This window comes from Nocardia sp. NPDC051981 (assembly GCF_040680715.1).
Classification (GTDB): domain Bacteria; phylum Actinomycetota; class Actinomycetes; order Mycobacteriales; family Mycobacteriaceae; genus Nocardia.
In genome coordinates, this window is record NZ_JBFAXK010000012.1 from 201,974 (window position 1) to 222,663 (window position 20,690).

The 20,690-nt window shown below is 69.0% G+C and carries 20 protein-coding genes; 11 read left to right on the plus strand and 9 right to left on the minus strand.

Going from position 1 to position 20,690, the window contains the following annotated elements:
• Positions 1-5 precede the first annotated feature (5 nt).
• From AB0L60_RS22255 to AB0L60_RS22290, 8 genes are all read left to right on the plus strand, one after another.
• On the plus strand, positions 6-1,187 hold the full coding sequence (locus tag AB0L60_RS22255) for a hypothetical protein (RefSeq protein ID WP_364616940.1): 1,182 nt from the start codon (positions 6-8) through the stop codon (positions 1,185-1,187).
• Positions 1,184-3,604, plus strand: a complete 2,421-nt coding sequence (locus AB0L60_RS22260; RefSeq protein ID WP_364616942.1) for a tetratricopeptide repeat protein — start codon at positions 1,184-1,186, stop codon at positions 3,602-3,604. The genes AB0L60_RS22255 and AB0L60_RS22260 overlap by 4 nt, the downstream gene beginning before the upstream one ends.
• Entirely contained in the window at positions 3,601-4,704 is a 1,104-nt protein-coding gene (locus AB0L60_RS22265) for a protein phosphatase 2C domain-containing protein (RefSeq protein ID WP_364616944.1), read from the plus strand. Before AB0L60_RS22260 ends, AB0L60_RS22265 begins: the two co-directional genes overlap by 4 nt.
• Positions 4,701-5,990, plus strand: coding sequence for a VWA domain-containing protein (locus tag AB0L60_RS22270; protein ID WP_364616946.1), 1,290 nt, complete (start codon positions 4,701-4,703; stop codon positions 5,988-5,990). Before AB0L60_RS22265 ends, AB0L60_RS22270 begins: the two co-directional genes overlap by 4 nt.
• Complete coding sequence (locus AB0L60_RS22275; RefSeq protein ID WP_364616949.1) at positions 5,990-6,658, plus strand: FHA domain-containing protein; 669 nt, start codon at positions 5,990-5,992, stop codon at positions 6,656-6,658. Before AB0L60_RS22270 ends, AB0L60_RS22275 begins: the two co-directional genes overlap by 1 nt.
• A gap of 60 nt (positions 6,659-6,718) precedes the next feature.
• Positions 6,719-7,717: a phosphatidylinositol-specific phospholipase C gene (locus AB0L60_RS22280; RefSeq protein ID WP_364616951.1), complete on the plus strand. Its 999-nt coding sequence runs from the start codon at positions 6,719-6,721 to the stop codon at positions 7,715-7,717.
• A gap of 200 nt (positions 7,718-7,917) precedes the next feature.
• On the plus strand, positions 7,918-9,177 hold the full coding sequence (locus tag AB0L60_RS22285) for a GDSL-type esterase/lipase family protein (protein ID WP_364616953.1): 1,260 nt from the start codon (positions 7,918-7,920) through the stop codon (positions 9,175-9,177).
• 113 nt (positions 9,178-9,290) lie between these two features.
• Positions 9,291-9,788, plus strand: coding sequence for a hypothetical protein (locus AB0L60_RS22290; RefSeq protein ID WP_364616955.1), 498 nt, complete (start codon positions 9,291-9,293; stop codon positions 9,786-9,788).
• On the opposite strand, the gene AB0L60_RS22295 is transcribed toward AB0L60_RS22290, so the two are convergent.
• From AB0L60_RS22295 to AB0L60_RS22315, 5 genes are all read right to left on the minus strand, one after another.
• The gene (locus AB0L60_RS22295; RefSeq protein ID WP_364616957.1) at positions 9,771-9,998 is read right to left on the minus strand and encodes a hypothetical protein; all 228 of its coding nucleotides are present in this window, start codon (positions 9,996-9,998) and stop codon (positions 9,771-9,773) included. The two genes, AB0L60_RS22290 and AB0L60_RS22295, sit on opposite strands and share 18 nt — an antisense overlap.
• Positions 9,999-10,267: 269 nt before the next feature.
• Positions 10,268-11,134 carry a hypothetical protein gene (locus AB0L60_RS22300; RefSeq protein ID WP_364616959.1) on the minus strand — a complete coding sequence of 289 codons (867 nt, stop codon included), beginning with the start codon at positions 11,132-11,134 and terminating at the stop codon, positions 10,268-10,270.
• A 351-nt stretch (positions 11,135-11,485) separates the two neighbouring features.
• Positions 11,486-11,704, minus strand: a complete 219-nt coding sequence (locus tag AB0L60_RS22305) for a hypothetical protein (RefSeq protein WP_364616961.1) — start codon at positions 11,702-11,704, stop codon at positions 11,486-11,488.
• 113 nt (positions 11,705-11,817) lie between these two features.
• A complete protein-coding gene (locus AB0L60_RS22310; RefSeq protein ID WP_364616963.1) occupies positions 11,818-14,193 on the minus strand; it encodes a glycoside hydrolase family 3 C-terminal domain-containing protein in 2,376 nt (791 codons plus the stop codon).
• Positions 14,190-15,035 (minus strand): alpha/beta hydrolase, encoded by an 846-nt coding sequence (locus AB0L60_RS22315; protein WP_364616965.1) that lies wholly within the window; start codon positions 15,033-15,035, stop codon positions 14,190-14,192. The genes AB0L60_RS22310 and AB0L60_RS22315 overlap by 4 nt, the downstream gene beginning before the upstream one ends.
• A 150-nt stretch (positions 15,036-15,185) precedes the next feature.
• Between AB0L60_RS22315 and AB0L60_RS22320 the strand changes: the two genes are divergently transcribed.
• Positions 15,186-15,785, plus strand: coding sequence for a TetR/AcrR family transcriptional regulator (locus AB0L60_RS22320; protein WP_364616967.1), 600 nt, complete (start codon positions 15,186-15,188; stop codon positions 15,783-15,785).
• Positions 15,786-15,821: 36 nt separating this feature from the next.
• Here AB0L60_RS22320 and AB0L60_RS22325 read toward each other — a convergent pair whose 3' ends face one another.
• Together AB0L60_RS22325 and AB0L60_RS22330 are read right to left on the minus strand one after the other, a co-directional pair.
• On the minus strand, positions 15,822-16,214 hold the full coding sequence (locus tag AB0L60_RS22325) for an NUDIX hydrolase (protein ID WP_364616969.1): 393 nt from the start codon (positions 16,212-16,214) through the stop codon (positions 15,822-15,824).
• A gap of 32 nt (positions 16,215-16,246) precedes the next feature.
• The gene (locus AB0L60_RS22330; RefSeq protein ID WP_364616971.1) at positions 16,247-16,741 is read right to left on the minus strand and encodes a hypothetical protein; all 495 of its coding nucleotides are present in this window, start codon (positions 16,739-16,741) and stop codon (positions 16,247-16,249) included.
• Between the two features lie 21 nt (positions 16,742-16,762).
• On the opposite strand from AB0L60_RS22330, the gene AB0L60_RS22335 reads away from it, so the two are divergent.
• Together AB0L60_RS22335 and AB0L60_RS22340 are read left to right on the plus strand one after the other, a co-directional pair.
• Complete coding sequence (locus AB0L60_RS22335; protein WP_364616973.1) at positions 16,763-17,620, plus strand: PASTA domain-containing protein; 858 nt, start codon at positions 16,763-16,765, stop codon at positions 17,618-17,620.
• Positions 17,621-17,653: 33 nt separating this feature from the next.
• Positions 17,654-17,938 (plus strand): hypothetical protein, encoded by a 285-nt coding sequence (locus AB0L60_RS22340; RefSeq protein ID WP_364616975.1) that lies wholly within the window; start codon positions 17,654-17,656, stop codon positions 17,936-17,938.
• Positions 17,939-17,977: 39 nt separating this feature from the next.
• Here AB0L60_RS22340 and AB0L60_RS22345 read toward each other — a convergent pair whose 3' ends face one another.
• A complete protein-coding gene (locus tag AB0L60_RS22345) occupies positions 17,978-19,942 on the minus strand; it encodes an acetoacetate--CoA ligase (protein ID WP_364616978.1) in 1,965 nt (654 codons plus the stop codon).
• On the minus strand, positions 19,939-20,685 hold the full coding sequence (locus AB0L60_RS22350) for a 3-hydroxybutyrate dehydrogenase (RefSeq protein WP_364617030.1): 747 nt from the start codon (positions 20,683-20,685) through the stop codon (positions 19,939-19,941). Before AB0L60_RS22350 ends, AB0L60_RS22345 begins: the two co-directional genes overlap by 4 nt.
• Positions 20,686-20,690 lie beyond the last annotated feature (5 nt).

Sequence of the window (20,690 nt, forward strand, 5' to 3'; positions counted from 1 at the left end):
CGGTCATGCACGAGAATCCTGGGCACATTCTCAGCGTCGCCGAGATAGATCGTGAAATCGCCGAGCGGGCACGCGAAATCGAGACCATCGCCGCGACCCTGGTGGAACTGGACAAGCATCCCGGGCTGGTGCTGCTGCGCCGCTTCCCACCCACCGGTGTCACCGAGCGGCGCTGGGCGCCGGCGCGGGCGGCGCTGGAACTCATGTGGGAGGACTTCGGGCGGCTGGGCACCGTGCTGGACCAGGCCCGGACCGCGCGCGGGCGGCGACGCCTGGACGCACTGGACCGGGAGGAGCTCACGCGCCTGCTGCGCGGACAGCCGGTCGAGGTGTCGCGCAGCACGATTCCGATGTCACAGCGTTCGCTGAGCGGGCCGCGCGAGCAGATCGAACTGATCGGCATCACCGAGATGCTGGACCGCATGCGCGCGGCCTTCCCGACCGTGGTGCGGGTGCTCGACGCGGTGGAGGCGGTGAACACCCGGGTGATGACCGATATCGCGCCGCTGCAGGCGGAGTTGAGCCGCACCGGCATGTCGATTCCCGAATTGCAGTCGCTGACAAGCGATATCGACGCCCTCGCCATGCAGGTCGCCACCGATCCCCTGGCGCTGGCACCCGATGCGCTCGACCGTCGCCTGGGCGAGCTGTCCCGGCGCATGCGCGAGGCCGCGACGGTGCTGACCGAACTGCGGGCCATCTCGACGGATTGGGACGCGGCGATCGAACGGTCCAGGGCCCGGGTCGAGGCGCTGCGCAAGACCTGCCAGCGGGCCGATCGCGCCCGCGCCGAGGTGGAGCACACCATTCTGGCCGCGCCGCTCCCCCGGCATCCGGACGACAGTGCCGTGTACAGCGCGGAACTGACCGCGCTGGAAGCCAATCCGTCCGTGCCCACGGCGCTGTGGGAGCTGCGGCAACGCATCACCGGGGCGCTCGACGCGGCGACCCGCAATGAACAACTCGCGCAGGGGCTGCTCGATCGGCGGATGGAACTGAAGGGGCGGTTCAGTTCCTACCGGGCCAAGGCCGCCCGGCTGGGGGTGGCCGAGGACCAGGATGTGCTCGCAGCCGCCCGCATCGTCGCGGGGCTGCTCTCGCGCCGGCCCTGCGATCTGGCCGCGGTCACCCGCGCCATCACCGACTACCGCCAGCTCATCGACCAGAAATCGGGGAGGCGATCATGAACTGCACCGAACCCGGCTGCACCGGGACCATCGAGGACGGCTACTGCACCGTCTGCGGCACCGCCCCGAGCGCGGCGCCCGCGGCCGGCGGGGGCGGGTCGGCCACGTCGACCGGGACCAGCGCTGCCGGCGCGGCGAGCGCCGTCGGCTCCGACCGCTGTGCCGAACCCGGTTGCACCGGAACGATTCTCGACGGCTACTGCGATGTGTGCGGCAGCGCGCCCGCGTCGCCGTCGGCGCTGGCCACCACCGCGCGCGACACCGGGCACGCGTCGGCGATGAGCACGGGATCGACGGTCAGCGGCCGGTCCTCCCGCAGCGGGCGCTCGGTCCGCACCGGACGGTCGGGAGCCTCCGGGGCCAGCCGCGGCCGGCTGGGCGCGGGCATGGTCAAGGTGCCGTCGGTGCCGCGCCGGGATCCAGCCGAGGCCGTGCTCGTCGATCCGGAGGTGCCGGAGAACCATCGCGAATGCGGTAGGTGCAATCGGCCGGTCGGGCGCAGCCGCAATGGTCAGCCCGGTCGCGCCGAGGGCTTCTGCGCCCACTGCGGGACACGATTCTCCTTCACCCCCAAGCTGTCCGGCCGGGATGTGGTAGGCGGCCAGTACGAGGTGCTCGGCCCGCTGGCGCACGGCGGCCTGGGCTGGATCTACCTCGCGGTGGACCACAAGGTCGACGACCGGCCGGTGGTCCTCAAGGGCCTGCTCAATACCGGCGACGCGGACGCCATGCGGGCGGCCGTGGCCGAGAAGCGGTTCCTCGCGCAGGTCGATCACCCGAATATCGTGCGGATCTACAACTTCGCCGAGGACACCGGGCCGGACGGCAAGCCGGTCGGGTACATCGTGATGGAGTACGTGGGCGGTAAATCGCTCAAACAGCTACTGCGCGAACAGCGCACGGCCGATCAGCGGTATCTGCCGCCCGCGCGAGCCATCGCTTACATCCTGGAGATGCTGCCCGCGCTCGAGTACCTCCATGACCGCGGGCTCGCCTACTGCGACTTCAAACCCGACAATGTCATGCAGACCGAGGAGCAGCTCAAGCTCATCGACCTCGGCGCGGTCGTCGGCCTGCACGATCAGAACGAAACCATCTACGGCACCCCGGGTTACCAGGCCAAGGAGATCGCGCAAACCGGGCCGACCGTCGCGTCGGAGGTGTACACGGTGGGCCGCACGCTGGCGGCGCTCATCATGCGGATCCCGCCGGTGAACAACGAACTCGGCCCGCTGCCCGGTCCCGAGCTCGAACCGCTCATGGCCCGCCACGAATCGCTGTACCGATTCCTGGTGCGCGCCACCGATATCGAGCCGGACGCGCGCTTCACCTCCATGACCGAGATGGGCGATCAGCTCACCGGCATTCTGCGCGAGGTGCTGGCCACCGAGGACGGGCGGCCCCGGCCGGGACTGTCCACCCGGTTCGGCCCGCCGCGCGGGGTGTTCGGCGTCGGTGACCAGTCGCCCGGCGATCCCCGCGCCCTCATTGCGGCGCTGCCGGTTCCGCTGGTCGACCCGAGCGACAGCGGTGCGGCACTGCTGGCCTCCACCAGCGCGGTCACGCCCGATGACCTGGAGCGCGAGATCACCGCGGGCCTGCGGTCGGTGGTGACCGGCCGCGAGGAGTCGGTGGAGATCCCGCTCCGGCTGATTCGCGCCGCACTGGAATTCGGCGATCCGGACGACGCGCTGCGCCGGCTGGACGCGGTGGGCGAGACGCTGTCCGGCGACTGGCGGCTGACCTGGTTCGCGGGCCTCGCCCGCCTGCTGCAGCGCGATTGGCCCGCCGCCGCAGCCGAATTCGACGCCCTCTACAGCGCCCTGCCGGGCGAGGCCGCCCCGAAGCTGGCCCTGGCCGTCACCGCCGAGCTCATGGCCGCGGACGGACTGGACCCCGAGACCACGCGCGAACGGGCCGCCCGCTACTACGACCTGGTCTGGCGCACCGACCGCTCCTTCACCAGCGCCGCCTTCGGCGCGGCCCGGCTGCGGCGCGCGACCGGCGACCGGGCAGGCGCCGTCACGGTGCTCGATCAGGTCGACGCCGCCTCGGCGGTGCACACCGAGGCCGGGGTCACCGCCGTCGAGACGCTGCTGGCCGTCGCCGAGCCCGCCGAGCTGACCGAACAATTGGTTCGCGATGCCGGCAAACGCATCGATAGTCTGACCCTCGACTCGAAACGCCGTGCCGCGCAGGCCCGTCTGCGAGTCCTGGACGCGGCGCTGCGCTGGCTGCGCCTGGGCAGGGTGCCCACCGACCACTCCCCGCTGCTGGGGGTGGCGCTCGATCAACAAGGGGTACGCACCGGTTTGGAACGCTGTTATCGCGACCTGGCGCACGAGACCGAGGACATGTGGGAACGGATCGCCCTGGTGGAGCAGGCCAATGCGGTGCGCCCGAGGACGCTGCTGTGACGGCCCGCTGCCCGCACTGCGGCACCTTCGCCGCCGATACCGACCGGTTCTGCGAGGCCTGCGGCCGCAAACTCGGCATCCGGGTGATCGCGCTGCCGCCCAAGGAATTCCGGCCCGGCTCCGGCTCGACCGTGCCGGTGGCCGAGGCGGCTCGCAGTGCCCGGCTCGCACCCACCGGCACCACGGCCACCGTCGAATCCGGTCCGCCGCCCGACTGCACCGGCTGCGGCGGAAGCGAATTCGACCCGGACGGCTACTGCGCCACCTGCGGTGAGCTCGGGCCCGAACGGGATCGCTTCGAATTCGACCTGGGCACCGCGTGTCTGATCACCGATCGCGGCCTGCTGCACGCGCGCAACGAGGACGCGGTCGCGGCGGCGGTGCTGGAGGGCGCGGTGCCGAATCGTCCGGCCGCCGCGGTCATCACGGTCTGTGACGGGGTGTCGACCTCCGAGGATCCGCAGGCCGCCTCGGGGGCCGCGGCCCGGGCGGGGCTGGACGCCTGCCTGGCCGCCCTCGCCGCGGACCAGCCCGCCGAGGACTGCGTCATGGCCGGGCTCACCGCCGCGGCCGACGCGGTCAAGGCGGTCGGCTCGCCGGACGGGAAGGCACCGTCGTGCACCTATGTCTCGGCGATCGTGCAGTTCGACGCCGAGGGTGGCGCGGACATCACCGTCGCGAATGTCGGTGACAGCCGCGCCTATTGGCTGCGCGGCGACGACTCCGACCGGCTCACCGTCGACGATTCCCTCGCCCAGGCCATGGTCGACAACGGTGTGCTGGACGCGGCCACCGCCATGGACGGCCCGCACGCGCACGTGCTCACCCGCTGGCTGGGGGCCGACAGCGAACACCGGTGGTCGCCCACCTGCGTGCGCACCCTGCACACCGATGCGCCCGGGGTGCTGCTGGTGTGCACCGACGGGTTGTGGAACTACCTCCCGGAGGCAGCGGCCCTGTCCCGCTTCACCGGTTCGCTGGCGCCGTTGCCCGCGGCGCGCGCACTGGTGGAGCACGCGCTCGGTGCGGGCGGCAAGGACAACATCACCGTCGCCCTCGTACCCGTCCCGTCCCTCGCACCATCAGGAGACACACCGTGACTTCCGCTGAGAACAAAGGCATTTCGGTAGCCATCGACCAGAACGCATTCCTCGCCGAGGGGGTGCGCACGGTCGACGCCATCGTCACCGTCGAGGCCACCGGCGATCTGGTGGTGTCGGTGGCGCCGCCGCCGCGGGTCGAGATCCTGCTCATCGACACCTCCGGGTCCATGGGCGCGGCCGACAAGTTCGCGGGCGCCCGGCGGGCCACGCTGGCGGCGCTGGACGTCATGCCCGACGGCACCCGGTTCGCGATCGTGGAGGGTACCGACAAGGCGCAGGTGGTGTTCCCGCATCGCGGGCCCTCGGCGGTGGCCAGCCCGCAGGAGCGGGCCAACGCACGGCGAGCGCTGGACAAGCTGGTTCCGCACGGCGGCACCGCGATCGGCACCTGGCTGGGACTGTCACGCCTGATCGCCCAGCAGCACCCGGGGGCCATGGTGCACGCCATCCTGCTCACCGACGGCAAGAACGAGCACGAGACGCCCGAGCGGCTCGCGGAGGAGATCCGCCAGTCGATCGGTGTCTTCACCTGCGACTGCCGCGGCGTCGGGGTGGACTGGGAGCCCAACGAGGTGCGCCCCATCGCCTCCGCGCTGCACGGGACGATCGACACCGTGGCGACCGCGGACCTGCTGGCCCAGGATTTCGCGGCCACGATGGAATCGTCGATGGAGAAGGCGATTCCGGACCTGACCATGCGGGTGTGGACACCGGTGGGCGCGAAGATCGTGTTCCTCAAGCAGGTCGCGCCGTTCATCGAGGACCTCACCGCGCGACGCACCGAGGTGGGGCCGCAGGTCGGCGAATATCCGCTGGGCTCCTGGGGAGCCGAGGATCGCGACTATCACATCCAGCTGGAACTCGAACCGGCCGCGCCGAATCGGGAGAAGCTGGCCGCGCGGGTGAGCGTGCTCGCCGAGGGCGACGTGCTCGGGCAGGGTCTGGTCAAGGCGTCCTGGACGACCGATACCGACAAGTCGGCAATCATCAGCCGCAGGGTCGCGCACTACACCGGACAGGCCGAGCTGGCCCAGACCGTTCAGGAGGGCCTGACCGCGCGCAAACAGGGCGACTTCGCCACGGCCACGGCCAAACTCCAGCGCGCGTACCACCTGGCCAGCGAGTCGGGCAATGAGAACACCGCCAAGCTGCTGCTCAGTGTCGTCGACGTCGTGGACGAGCGGACCGGAACCATTCGCCTGCGCAACAAGATCGATCCCGCCGACGAGATGGCCCTCGACGTCCGCTCCACCAAGACCGCCCGAGTCCGCAAGGAGCCGTGATGGCGCTCTGCATCGAGGGGCACGAGACCACCGCCACCGACTACTGCGATTTCTGTGGTGTGCCGATGGACGGTCAATTCGGTGGTGCCACACCGCAACTGGCGGTGTGCCCGTCCTGCGCAGCACCCTCGGAGGGGCGGTTCTGCGAGAACTGCGGACACGACTCGGCGCTGCCGCCGCCTCCGCCCGCGCCACCGGTGAGCGCGGAGCCGGCGACGACCGGCGGCGAATCCGGGGCGGTCGAGAACGCAGCCGCGGCGCCGGTCTGGGTCGCCACCATTTCCGCCGACCGGGCGCACTACGCGCGCATGCAGGCACAGAAGGGGCCCGATCTGGAGCGGGTCGACTTCCCCGACTACTACCCCGACCGCCGAATCCCCTTGCAGGGGCCCAATATCCTGATCGGCAAGCGCAGCGTCTCGCAGGGCGTGCACCCCGATATCGACCTCTCGGTCGCGCCGGCCGATATCGCGGTCTCGCGCTCGCACGCCATCCTGCACCTCGACGGCGAGACACTCACCGTCACCGACCTGGGCTCCACCAACGGCACCTGCCTCAACGACAGCCCGCACCCCATCCCGCCGAAAACTCCTGTGCCACTCCAGGCGGGCGACCGCATCCACGTGGGCGGCTGGACCACCATCACTGTGACCACCGAACCGGGCTGATCACTCAATTCGAGCAAAACGGTAATCTTGGTCCATTGTCCAGGTTAGGCTCCCCGCCCTATGAGCTTGACCCGCCGAGACTTCGCCCGCACCACCCTGGCCGCCGCCGCAGGCGCCCTCGTTACTGGCCTGACCAGTCCTGCGGCGCAGGCGGTCCCGCACGCGCGAACCGTCGGCACACCGCCGCAGGCGTGGATGTCCGCACTCCCCGACGCCACGTCCCTGCTGCGCCTCACCATCCCCGGCACCCACGACTCCTGCTGCACCAGCGCCGCCAACGGCACCGAGTGGGCGCACACCCAGAACTGGTCGCTCCCGGACCAATTCGCGCACGGCATCCGTTTCCTGGACATCCGCTGCAACGGCCTGCAGGACCACACCGCGGACTCCTTCGGCGTGTACCACAGCGCCTTCTATCAGGGCATCACCTTCGACACGGTGCTCGACCAGTGCCGGGCCTTCCTGGCCGGCAATCCCGGCGAAGTCCTCGTCATGCGGGTCAAGAAGGAGGACGGCACCAATAACGACGTGGGCGCCGATTTCGCGCGGATCTTCAACGGCTACCTGGACACCAAGGGCTACCGCTCACTGTTCTGGCTGGAGGATCGCTTCCCCGCGCTGGGTGAGGCCCGCGGCCGCATCGTCCTCATCGCCCAGTTCGCCAATTCCCTGGGCTGCCTGCAATGGCCCGGCGGCGACAATGGCGTCTTCACCACCGACCGGATCCATCTCCAGGACCACTACAAGGACCACGGCCTGGCCGGCCTCGACTCCGGATCCTCGAACTTCGGCTCCTCCGGCGGCGACAAATTCGACTTTGTCAAAGCCTGTCTCGACAAGGCCGCCGCGGACCCCGCCAACACCCTCGAGTACATCAACTTCACCAGCTTCGCCGACAATGCCTGGCCCAAGGACAACGCGGCAGCGATCATGCCCAAACTCGCCGACTACCTGACCACCCACGCCACCCAGTCCGCCCACTACGGAATCGTTCCCATGGACTTCCCCGACCAGTACACCCGGGTCCTCGACCTCCTGCTCGCCAAGAACGTCGGCTAGCCCGCACCGCGGACTTCGAACGACCCGGGCGCACCGGCTCTGGAATCGAGCAGGGATCCTGTTCCCGAAAACTCTGTAAGCCCTTACAGGCATTGCTAGGGTCGGCGACCATGACACCGCAATGCCGCCCGGTCCGTTCGTCCGATAGCAGGAAGCCGGGCGGGAGGGGCGGCGCGGCGGCGGTGGCGATGCTGGCGGCTATGGCCGTGCACGGGATCGCTCCGGCCGCGGCCGAGCCATCGGCAGACGCGGCGGGCGATGGCGGGCAATGGGTGGGTAGTTGGATGGCCGCGCCGTCGGATTCGCTCGGCGTCGTGGATCCGTCCGAGGCGCCGCAGCTGCACCTGTCCGATCAGACCTATCGGCTGATCGTGACCCCGCATCGGGGCGGCGCGACGGTGCGGATCCACCTCACCAATCGCACCCGCCCCACCCCGGTCGAATTCGCTCATGTCACCATCGCCAAGCAGTCCGAAGGTGCTGCGGTGCAGCCGGACTCCATGCGCGAGGTGACCTTCGACGGCAGCCCGAGCGTGACGGCCACGGCGTGGGGTGAGGTCGTGAGCGATCCGGTCGATCTGTCCTTCGGCGCTTTCGAGTCCCTGGCCGTGAGCGTCCACGTCGCCGGTCCGGACGTCCTGCCCACCGAGCATTTCGACGCCAACGCCACCAGTTTCTACAGTCTCCCGTTCGCCGGAGACACGGCCGGCGACCCCGCCGGGGCGAGTCTGCCGCTGCACACCACCTCGATGCCGTTCCTGTCAGGTCTCGACGTCCGAGCGCCCGGAACGGTGAGCACCATTGCCGCCCTGGGTGATTCGATCACCGACGGCTATGTCGCCTCGAGCTTCCCGGGCCTCCCGCAGGACCCAGGGGTGGTCGACCGTGCCCAGCGCTACCCCGACTTCCTCCAGCGGCGGCTCGATCAGGCCGGTCTGCCGTACAGCGTCGTCAATGCCGGTATCTCCGGAAACCGGGTCACCAGAGACGGATTCATCCCCCAGTTCGGTTCCGCCGCCACCGCCCGGCTCCAGCACGATGTGCTCGATCAGCCCGGCGTCACCGACGTCATCATCCTCGAGGGCATCAACGACCTGGGCATCCCGATCGGCGCCGACTACAACCAGCTGGTCAGCGGCTACACCGAGCTCATCGACCGGCTCCACGCCGCTGGTCTGCGAGTCCACCTCGGCACCATCCTGCCCGCCGCCAACGCCCTCAACGACGGCATCCTCACCTTCCCCACCGCAGATCCCGTTCGCCGGCAATTGAATTCCTGGATCCGCGGGCAGCAGCTCGCCGACAGCGTCATCGACTTCGACGCGGCCCTCCGCGACCCGGCCGACCCCTCCGTCCTGGCCCCGCGCTATGCGGGCCCCGACAACCTCCACCCGAACGCGGCCGGATACCAGGCCATGGCCGATGCCATCGACCTCACCATCTTCGGCGGCCGGGGCTGACAATTCGCCGCATTGCATCGAGAGGCTATCGCATCCGGAAATGCACCCCCATGGATTCGTGCCCGCCAGTTCGATTGCCGCACAAATGGTCTCGGTTAGATTACGATGATCTTGTGAGTTTTCCGATTCCGTCGGCGAAGGTGTTGCTGGAGAGCCGCCTGCGGATGGTGCTCGACGGCAGCCCCTATACCGTGCGCTCGGTCCACGACGGCCTGCGGGTCGAACGGCCCTACGACAAGGACCGCACCCGGACCCCCTACAGCTATTCCCTGCGGCTCAATGAAAAGCACAGCCGCGCACAGTTCTTCCGGTACTACTGGCCCAACAGCGAGGGCGAGGCCCCGCACCACTGGAACCGCGATCCCGACCGGATCGGCGAATCCATCAAATCGGAACTGGCCACGATGGGATGGCAACTCGGCCGCAGCCCCACGGAATGGTTCTCCGCCATCCTCGGCACGGTCATCTGGCTGGCGCTCCCGGGCACCATTGCCGCGCTCTCCGGCCAGACCTGGTCCCTCGCGGTGTTCGGTTCGGTCCTCCTCGCGGTCGGCATCGTCATCATCGTCGGGGCAGTCGTTCTGCTGCGCCGATCACGTACCCGAGTGTGATCCCCGGGCCGGGGTGCGCCTGGCCGTCCAGAACATCCAGGATCCGGCCCCGAGCGTGAGTGCGATGAAGGTCGCCATCCCGATCAGCGCCGCGATTGCTCCCGGCCCGGTGGCCCCGCCCCCGCTGGCCTCGATCAGGAAACCCGCGGCTACCGGTCCGATAAGTACCAGACCGAGGGCCGTCAGCAGGAATGCGACATATGTCAGCACTCCCGCCGGCAATCGTGTTCGCGCTGCCGAACGCGCATTTCCCTCACCATCTACCTGCTGCTGTAACCGCCGAGCATTCGTCATATGCCCTCGAATCCATGTCTCGTGAGATGCATTCGAACAGGGAATTACGCCAACACCGTGAACTTCTCAGCGGCTGCACCGCAATCAAACGGTCATCGCCACCTCGAATGCGTTCACGGCGTAATCCTGCCAGCAAGAGTCGCGCCGACGGATCAAGCCGCACAGGCATTTCGAAATGTCGGGTACTAGCGGAGCAGGTTCACGAGTTGACGGTAGGCGGCGCGGGTGGGTGGCGCCAGGCGGCGCCAGCTGATGGGGCCGCCGGAACCCAGGTGGGCGTCATAGGGGATTTCGGCGACCGCCCGGACCACGTCGCCGAGGTATTTGCGGACGTGTTCGGTGACCAGCGGCCCGTCCTTCGGGTGCTGGCGCGTGACGACGATGACCGCTTCGGCCAGGTGGTACTGGCTGTAGTTGTCGTCGAGCCAGATCAGGGCCGGTTTGAGCCGATTCACGGCGTCGGGGCGGGCGGCGAGGGTGATCACCAGCGAGATCCGGGAGTCCGACAGCAGCGGGGCGACCATGCGGCTGGTGACGGGCGCGCCGCCGTCGTAGACGGGCAGGCAGCCGGCTTCGACCAGGTCGCGATGCACCGAGGAGTAGGTCTCGCGGCGAGGCAGCGCCTCGGGGCCGCGGGGCAATACGCCTACGCCGGAGCTGTTTTCGCCGCAACTGTCGATCACGGTGGACGGCAGGCTGCGGTGGGTCATGCTCAGCCAGGACTGGACGGTCCCCGCGGCGTCGATGGTGTCGCAGCCGCGGGCGGCCAGGTCACCGCCGGTGGTGGTGGCGTCGACGACGATCGGCGAGTGTTCGCCGTAGTCGTACGCGGCAGCGCCCGCGATGCCCAGGGCGGTGGTGGTCGCGCCGGAGCCGCCGGAACTGCCCAGGACGAGAACGGGTGGCAGGTCGGCCCACAGCAGGTAGCCGTTGCGCGGCTGCATGCGCACCATGTCGGTGGGCGCGCCGGGCGGGGCCGGACGGAACAGCAGGGAAAGGTCTGTGGGAGTGGAAGAAAGAGCGGCGGGATGATCCGGGAATTTTTCGGACACTCTAGATTCCTTCGATGCGAGCGGCAGACGATGCTGCGGAATCTTCTGGTCACCACGTCGCGGAGGACGGCTACGCCGGCGTCATCCATCGCGTGCACGATCGGTGGCGCAGCCAACCCCCTGTCATTTCGCCGTCAACACCCACACCGCGTCGACGAGCGGCCCCTGCGCCTCGACAACTTCGCTGAAGCCTCGAGTTTCTGTCCCCCCGGATACCCCCTGCCCGCCTAGCCGTCGATCAAGAGTGCAAAAGGGTTGCCGTGCAGCCCCTTTCAGTGTGGCCAGATATTACCTGATCTTGGCATGTAAGCAGCAATCTCCACAGCCCCACCGAAACTCGGGCACTGGATGTCAGCGCACCGCCCGAATCGGCACGACCGCGGCCTGCCCCAGCACCGAAAGCAGGCCACCGACCAGGAATAGGGGCGGGTACCCGCCGAAGCTCACGACCGCCGACGCCACGAAAGGCCCGACGATTCGGGGACCCGCATCGGCGATATTGAGCACCCCCATGTCGCGGGCGACATCTCCGGCCTCGAGCAGCACCATGGTGACCAGCGCGGTGTACATGGGGGGACGGTGCCGACGGCGTCGGCTTCGGAATGAGCCACGGGTTGCCGAGAGCACGGGAAGAGCGCGGGTTCCGGCCGTGATGCGGCCGGAACCCGTTGCGGTCGAGGCGATCAGCCGATGTCGGCGGTGAGTGGGAGGTCGGTCACCGAGGTGCCGGCGTGCAGGGTGAAGGTCCCGGGTTCGATGGCCCAGCCCTGATCGGTCCAGTGCTCGAAGGAGCGCTTGGGCACGTCGATGGTGGCGGTGACGGATTCACCCGGGTTCGCCTCCACCACCGCGAATCCGGCCAGCCAGCGCACCGGCCGGTCGACGTCGCTGTGCTCGCGCGACAGATACGCCTGCACGACCTGACGCCCCCGGCGGCTACCGGTATTGCGGACGGTGACGGTCGCGGTGCGGCCGGACACCGTGAGTTCGTCGAACTCCCAGGTGGTGTAGCCGAGACCGTGGCCGAACGGATACGCCGGGGCCACACCCGATTTCAGCCAGGCGCGGTAGCCGATGTGAATGCCCTCGCCGTAGGGCAGCGCATTGTCGGGTGCGGGCTTGGTGTCGAGCACGGGCACGTCGGCCATCGTTTCGGGCCAGGTGGTGGGCAGACGGCCGCCGGGTTCGGCGGCGCCGGTGAGCACGTCGGCGAGCGCCGCGCCGAATTCCTGCCCGGGGAACCAGGCGAGCAGCACGGCCGCGACGTCGTCGCGCCACGGCATCTCCACCGGCGAACCGGAGTTCACCACCACGATGGTGCGTGGGTTCACCGCGGCGACTGCGGCGACCAGATCGTCCTGCCTACCGGGCAGCCGCAGCGTGGTGCGGTCGAAGCCCTCGGATTCGATCCGCTCGGTCGTGCCGACGACCACCACCGCCACCTCGGAGGTCCGCGCCAATTCGACTGCGGCAGCGAACTCTTCGTCGTCGGATCGGCGCGGACGGCCGACCGCGCAGGTGATGCCCATGGCAGGGAAGCCGTTGTCCGGCATCATGCGCACCAGCACGTCGACCTCCTGCCCCTCGGCGAGGCTGCGGGTCACGAACCGCTGCGGCGGATTCAGCAGCATCTCGACCGGATCCGCGCCCGCGGGCACCACGGTCTCCGCGAGCACCTGCTCGCCGTCCAGCGTCAGGGTCAGCGTGCCCACACCGGCGAACCCGATGCGCCACTCCCCCGCCATATCGGCCCGCAGTCGCCCGCGCAGCTCGATGGCCTTGGCCTGCATGGCATTCGGGTCACCGAAGAGCATGAGGCTGCCCGCCCGCCGATGCTCGGTATCCAGCACGGCGTCGCCGTCGAGGTACCGCAGCGACAACCCCGGCTCGCCGGTCTCGGGGTCGGTGACCAGGTCCAGCGGAACCGGAATCATGCTCTCGCTCAGGTGCACACCCGGTGTGTGGACCACCGGCAGCACCTCCGACAGCCCCTGCAGCGGAGAGGTGGTGTGCGCCGGAATCACGGTCGCACTGCCGCCGCCCATGAAACGCGGTTCGGCGGCGGCGGATCCGAGCAGCGCCACCCGCGCGGGCTTACCGAGCGGCAGGGTGCCGTCGTTGGCGGCGAGCACCATGGCCTTGGCCGCGGCCTCACGCACCAGGCGCTGCGACGCCTCGTCGCTGAAGGTCGGAACGGGTTTGGGCGTTCCGTTCAACGCGCCGACCCGGACGGCGAATCGCAGGATGCGCCGGACCTTCTCGTCGATCGCGGACTCGGGCACCTCGCCCTTGCGGACGGCCGCTTCCAGCGGCGCGCCCCACAGCTCCCACGGACCGGGCATGGCCAGGTCGTTGCCCTTGGCGGCGCCGAGGGTGGAACGCACCGCGGTCCAGTCCGACACCACCACGCCGTCGAAGCCCCACTCCCCCTTCAACGGTTCGTCGAGCAGGTCGTTCTCGGTCATGGTGGCGCCGTTGACCGAGTTGTAGGCGGCCATGACCATCCACGCGCCCGCCTCGACGGACCGCTCGAACGGGTACAGGTACAGCTCCCGCAACGTCCGCTCGTCCGCGACCACATTCGCGGTGAACCGCTCGGTCTCGGAGTCATTGGCGACGTAGTGCTTCGGGCACGCGCTCACCCCGTGCGCCTGCACCGCCCGCACGTAGGCGTCGGCGATCTCGGCGGTCAGCATCGGGTCCTCGGAGAAGCATTCGAAATGCCTGCCGCCCAGTGGGGATCGGTGCAGGTTGATGGTCGGCCCCAGCACCGCGTACACGTCCTTGCGGCGGGCCTCGGCGGCGATGAGCGCGCCGATCTCGGTGAGCAGGCCGCGATCCCAGGTGGCGGCCAGGGCGGTGCCCGAGGGCAGGCTGACCGAGGGGTCGCGCTCGTCCCACTGCTCGCCGCGCACGCCGGACGGGCCGTCGGAGACCGGCATCTCGGCCAGCCCGATGCCCGGTTCGCCCGCGAAGCGGAAGAAGCCCGCGCCCGAGATCAGGCGAATCTTGGCGGGAAGATCCAGCTTCTCGAGGAGGTCGTCGATGCCGTCGGTCATTCCTGCTCCTTCCAGAAGGCCACCAGGTCCGCGCTGACCTGCGCGGGCACATCCTCGTTCGGCACATGGCCGGAGCCGTGATAGACGGCGGTCTTCGCGTTCAGCTGCTTCGCGAACCGCTCGTGCACCTCGGGCGCCCACAGGTCATTGGTGTCGCCGTAGGCGACCAGCAGCGGCACACCCGAATCCCGCAGCACCGCCGGATCCTTCACCGGCGGCTCGGCCATGCAGGTCAGGATGCCGATGATATTGGCCTTCTTGGTGCGCAGGATCCGCTCCCGCAGGAACTCCCGGCGCTGCGGCGCGGGCTGCTGGTCGGCCTGGGCCATGACCGCGTTCATCTGCTCCCAGATGACCGCCTGCCCACCGGCTTCCACCGCCTGCGCGACCAGCAGCGGTGGCGGGAAATTGATCTCGGCGACCGAGGACGGGCCCGACGCCAGCAGGGTGAAGCTGCGGAACCGCTGCGGCCGCTGGATCACCGCGACGCGGGAGACGTAGCCGCCGAAGGAATGCCCGACCAGGTGGATGGGCTCGGCCGGCGAGATCTGGTCGACCACGCCCTGCAGGTCGCCGACGAAATCGGCCAGGGTGTACCCCGAAACCTCGTCGGGCCCTTCGGACTCCCACTGCCCGCGCTGGTCGTAGGCGACCGCCCGGTACCCGGCCGCCGCGAGCAGCGGCAGCATCTCCTCGAAGTCCTCCTTGGAGCCGGTGAAGCCCGGCACCAGCAGCGCGGTGCCGCGACGCTCGATCCCGGCGGGCGGCTCGGCCTCCCATGCGGCCAGCTTCCCGGCCGCTCCGCGCAGCGTGATCGGCGTGATGATCGGGGCCTGACTCATCGGCAATCCCTTCCCTCGTACTGCCCTGTACGGCTGGCACGAGTGTGCCAGTGGAAATCCAGTTTACCGAATGGTCACTAGGTACTGTTATCATTTCGTAACTATGGTCCGGTTTTGCCTGATCAACCCGCTTGACTAGTGTCCCACCTCATGACGCCCCACCCCCGACGCCGCAGACGGGGCGACGACCGCCGCGAGCAGATCATCGACGAGGCACTGAAAGCCTTCGCCGACAACGGCTATCGCAGTGCCTCCATCGCCGAGATCGCCGACCGCTGCGGCCTGTCCCAGCCCGGGCTGCTGCACTACTTCCCGAACAAGGCCGCGCTGCTGTCGGCGGTCCTCGACTACCGCGACCGCCTCGACTACGACCGCCTCGGGTTCGACCAGCAGCTGCGCGGCAAGGACGCCCTGGTCCGCCTGGCCCAGCTGGTCGAGCACAATATGCACGTGCCCGGGCTGGTCCGGCTGTTCACCGTGCTCACCAGCGAGGCGGTCACCGCCGACCATCCGGCCCACGAGTGGGCATTGAACCGCTACCGCCTGCTCCAGGACTACCTGGCCGGAGCGCTACAGGCAGGCATCGACGACCACAGCATCCGCAAGGACATCGACCCCGCGGCCATAGCCCGCCAGGTCTTCGCCATGATGGACGGCCTGCAGCTGCAGTGGCTGGTGGATCCCGACAGGGTTGACATGGCCACCCTCTTCCGCGCCTACGTCGACGAACTCATCGCCTACATCTCCTAGCGCGTCGCAGCGGCCGGTCCGGCATCTCCTATCACTTCATCCGACCACGGCGTCGCGGAAGTGCTCGGCGAGATCGAGCCCGGCGGCCTGCTCCAGCGTGACCCAGGCATGGTCGTCGTGCTCGTCCGGGTTGAGAATCACCGCGCCACTGCCGTTCTCGCGCACATCGAAGACGCGCGCGTGAATCCGCAGCGGACGGCCGGCCACATCCATCCACTCGTGCGCCGAGCGCTCACCGAGGACCTCGATGGCCAGGCCCGTCTCCTCCGCGACCTCGCGTACCGCGGCCTGTTCGGGTCGCTCCCCCGGCTCGACGCCACCGCCCGGCAGCTCCCACCGCCCGGCCAGGAAAACCCCGGCGGCCCTGCGGATCAGCAGGATCGTGCCGGCGCGTTCGATCCGGCAGTACACCAAGTGCTTTTCTTTCACCCGTAGATCATGCGCGAACCGACAGGGACGGATTACGCGGAGTCCACCGCGTACTGGTACTTCCCGCGATCGAGTTTGCGGACATTGCTGTTGTCGCGCTGCGCCATTCGCCCCAGCGCGACCGCGACGTGGTGGCGCGCGCTGATCGGCAGCTCCACGCCGCGACTCTGGAGCGCGGCGATCACCTCCGCCGGGGTCCAGGTCTGTTCGGGGTGTTCGGCGAGGAAATCGGCCACCACCCGAGGCAGCGAGCGTCCCTGCGACGACCCGGCCGACTCGGCGGGCTCCGGCACATCGGTCAGCTGCTCGTCACGGGCGGTGTCCAGCCAATTCGCGACCGTGAGCAGCTTCGAGCAGGCCGCACGCAATTCGGCTCCGGGCGAACGGATGTCACCGAGGTTGTACATGGCCTGGTAGTAGCGACCGATATTGGTCAGCAGATCGATGGCTTGCTTCTCGGTGTCGGCGACGATGGCTTCGCTGCTGCGACCCGACTGCGCGGCCGCCGCCACTGCTCCCACGTCCACGTCCGACAATCCCCTTCTCTGTTGATCGACAGATGCACGGCTCACCCGACACTAGCCAAGCGCGGTGGCCGAATTGTGAAAGACTACAAGGTCATTGCCGCCCGCGCGCCACCAACCGCGTTTCGCGTGACCGGAATGCCGGGTTCACTTTGCAAGAAGCGCAGGTTACCGCGGTCCCGCCCGATCGTCGCGGGGTCGCCCACCACACCCGACACGCTGAACGTTTCGGTGCGGGCGCGTGGCGCGATATCCACTCCGTGGCCAGCACGCTCGAACCAGGCGAGGTCTTCGCCGGCTACCGACCCACCGGCGGTCACAACCACATCGCCCGTTACCCATACCGAACCGACTCCGACCAGTCAGGTCGTGATCCCGCCGGTCACAACGCCGTACACGTCTCCGGTCACTTCATACCCACCCAAAACCATTGCGGTGCCGGATGTGGTCGGCACCGCGATCGCGCAGGCGAAGGCACAGTTGGAGAAGGACGGATTCGTTGTGCAGCAGGCCGAGCGCGAGGACAAACGTACAAAAGGGACTGTGGTGGCACTGGACCCGGCCACGGGCACGGTGGAGGCGGTCGGTTCGCCTGTGACGGTGTACGTCTCGACCGGCGCCGCCACCATTACCCTTCCGGCCCTGACCAATCTGACGCCCGCGGCCGTGACCACCACGCTGCAAGCCCTCGGCTGGCACGGAACCGTACAGCAATCCACGGCGAAGGTCACCGATCCCGCGAAGGTCGGCAAGGTGGTCGGCCAGAATCCGGCGGCGGGCACCGCGGTCCCCGTCGACGCGACGGTGACCATCACGGTCGGCGAGATCGGCACGTCCACCCCGGTGAGCTCATCGATCCCCGTCACTTCATACAGCCGGTGAGGTGACCTCGGCTGGTCGCTGGCCCTGCTCACGGTGTCCTGGCTGCTCATCGCCCAGACGGGTACCGCGCTGTGGCTGCTCGTCGCGGGAATCGTCCTGCTGGACTTCGCTGTTCAAGCGGTGCATGTCAGCAGCCAGCATCTGCTGACGACCGCCCACCCGGCCCGGGCGAGCAGTGTCATCGGTGCGTACATGGCGTTCTACTCGCTGGGGTCAGCGCTCGGGGCGGTGACGACCGCCCGGGCCTACCAGCGGTGGGGATGGCAGGCATCCTGCGCTGCGGGAGCGGCCTATTCGCTGTCGGCCCTCGCGGTGTGAGCGCTGACGACTCGACGGCGACCGGCGGTCCGTGACGGGCTAGGCGGGCGCTTGGCCGAGATACCAGGACAGCAAGCCGGGGTCGTCGACCGCGGCAGGGTCGACGACGCGACCGGGGTCTGCGCCCTGTAGCAGACGTTTGAGCGGGACTTCGAGTTTCTTGCCGGTACGGGTGTGCGGGATGCCGGGGGCGGCGATGACCACGTCGGGGACGTGGCGGGGCGACAGTGCGGTCCGGATGGTGGCGGCGATCCGCTGCCGCAGCTCGTCGGTGAGCTCGCGTCCCGGAGCGAGCACCACGAACAGGGGCATCCAATAGCCGCCGTCGGGCTGTTCGATGCCCAGCACCAGGGATTCGGCGATCTCCGGCAGCGCCTCGACGACCTCGTAGATGTCGGCGCTGCCCATGCGAATACCGTTGCGGTTCAGGGTGGAATCGGACCGCCCGTGCACGATGACGCTGCCGTGCGGTGTGCGGGTGATCCAGTCCCCGTGCCGCCAGACGCCGGGGTACATGTCGAAATAGGAGTCGCGGTAGCGGGCGCCGTCGGGGTCGTTCCAGAACGCGACGGGCATGGAGGGCATCGGCTGAGTGACGATCAGCTCGCCCACCGCATCGTGGACAGGTTGACCGGATTCGTCCCAGGCTTCCATGGCCACCCCCAGATACGGGGCGGACAGCTCGCCGGGCCAGACGGGGACGGTCGGGGTGCCGCCCATGAAGGCCGAGACCACATCGGTGCCACCGCTGATCGAGGAGACCGGAATGTCACCGACATTGTCGCGCAACCACATCGACGAGGATGCCGGGAAGGCCGCACCGGTGACGCCGATCTGCCGCAGCGCCCGCAGATCATGGGCGAGCGCAGGACGGGCGCCCGCCTTCTCGCAGGCCAGTACGTACCCGGGGCTGGTGCCCAGGACCGTGGCGCGGATGCGGGCGGCCAACGCCCACAGCGCATCCGGCGCGGGATGGCCCGGACTGCCGTCGTAACAGACGATGGTCGCGCCGGTCAGCAGCCCGGAGACCTGGAAGTTCCACATCATCCAGCTGGGGCTGGTGTACCAGAAGAAGGTGTCCTCCGGCCCGATATCGGAGTGCAGGGCAAGGGCTTTCAGATGCTCGAGCAGCACACCGCCGTGTCCGTGCACGATGCCCTTGGGCTTTCCGGTGGTGCCGGAGGAGTAGAGCACCCAGAGCGGATGCTCGAAATCGACGGGCTCGGTGGCGAGCGCGGGCGGTTGCGGCGCGAACAGATCCTCGGTGGCGTCGTTCCAGTCCAGGACGTCGGGCAGCGTTCGGCCGAGCCGCGACACCAGCACGGTCCCCCGCAACGATGGCAAACCGTGACGGAGAGCGGCTATTTCGGCGATCTTGTCGTGCGCCTTGCCGCCGTAGCGGTAACCGTCGGCGGTGATGAGCACGACCGGCTCGAGCTGGCCGAGGCGGTCGAGCGCCGCCGCGGCCGTATAGTCCTGTCCGCAGGCGCTCCAGACGGCGCCGATACTCGCGGTGGCCAGGAAGGCGATCACGGCTTCGGGAATGTTCGGCAGGTAGCCCGCCACCCGGTCGCCGCGACCGACACCCAATTCGCGCAGTGAACGAGCCAGAACCGCGGTGCGGGAGAGCATTTCCGCCCAGGAGAGTTCCCGCGGCGGGCGGTCCTCGCCGAGTGCGACAATCGCGGGCCGGTCGGTGCGGGCGTGCAGGATGATCTGGTCGACGTAGTTGACTCGGGTGCCGGGGAACCATCGCGCACCCGGCATGTCACTGGAAGCCAGCACCTCGGCGGGCTCCTCGCCGACCTCGAAGTACTCCCATACCGCCCGCCAGAATCCGGCGATGTCGTCCACCGACCAGCGCCACAGCTCCGCGTAGTTCTCGGCGTGAATCCCGTAGCGCCGCTCCACGAACCGACCGAAGTCGGTGATCCGCGCCGCTGCCGTAGCGCGCTCGTCCGGCACCCACTGGGGCACCGCAACGACCTCCGCGATCTCGGTCATCGGGCGCTCCACCCGCCGTCCATGGTGTAGGAGGCCCCGGTCACCATCCGCGCGGCATCCGATGCGAGCCAGCCGACCAGCGAGGCCACCTCCTCCGGCTCCACCAGCCGTTTGATCGCGCTGTCGGTCAGCATGATCCGCTCCACCACCTGCTGCTCGGGGATGCCGTGCGCCGCGGCCTGATCGGCGATCTGCTTGTCCACCAGCGGGGTTCGCACGTAGCCCGGATTCACGCAATTACTGGTTACCCCGCGCGGCCCGCCCTCGAGAGCCGTCACCTTCGACAGCCCCTCCAGCGCGTGCTTGGCGGTCACATAGGCCGATTTGAACGCCGAGGCCCGCAACCCGTGCACCGACGAGAGATTGATGATCCGGCCGTACCCCTGGGCGTACATGTGCGGCAGGGCCGCGCGGGTGAGCAGGAACGGGGCCTCGACCATGAGCCGCAGCATCATGCGGAACCGTTCCGGAGGGAAGTCGGTGATCGGGCTGACGGTCTGGACTCCGGCATTGTTCACCAGGATGTCGGTCTCCAGCCGGACGTCCTCCAGCGCGGTCACGTCCGACAGATCCACCTGCCATGTCCGCCCGCCGAATTCGGCGGCCACCTTTTCCGCGCCCTCGCCGTCGATATCTGCGACGGTCACCTGCGCGCCACGGGCGGCGAGTTCGCGAGCGCAGGCCGCGCCGATCCCGCTCGCCCCGCCCGTCACCAGTGCGCTGCGTCCCGCCAGTTCACCCAGGGGTC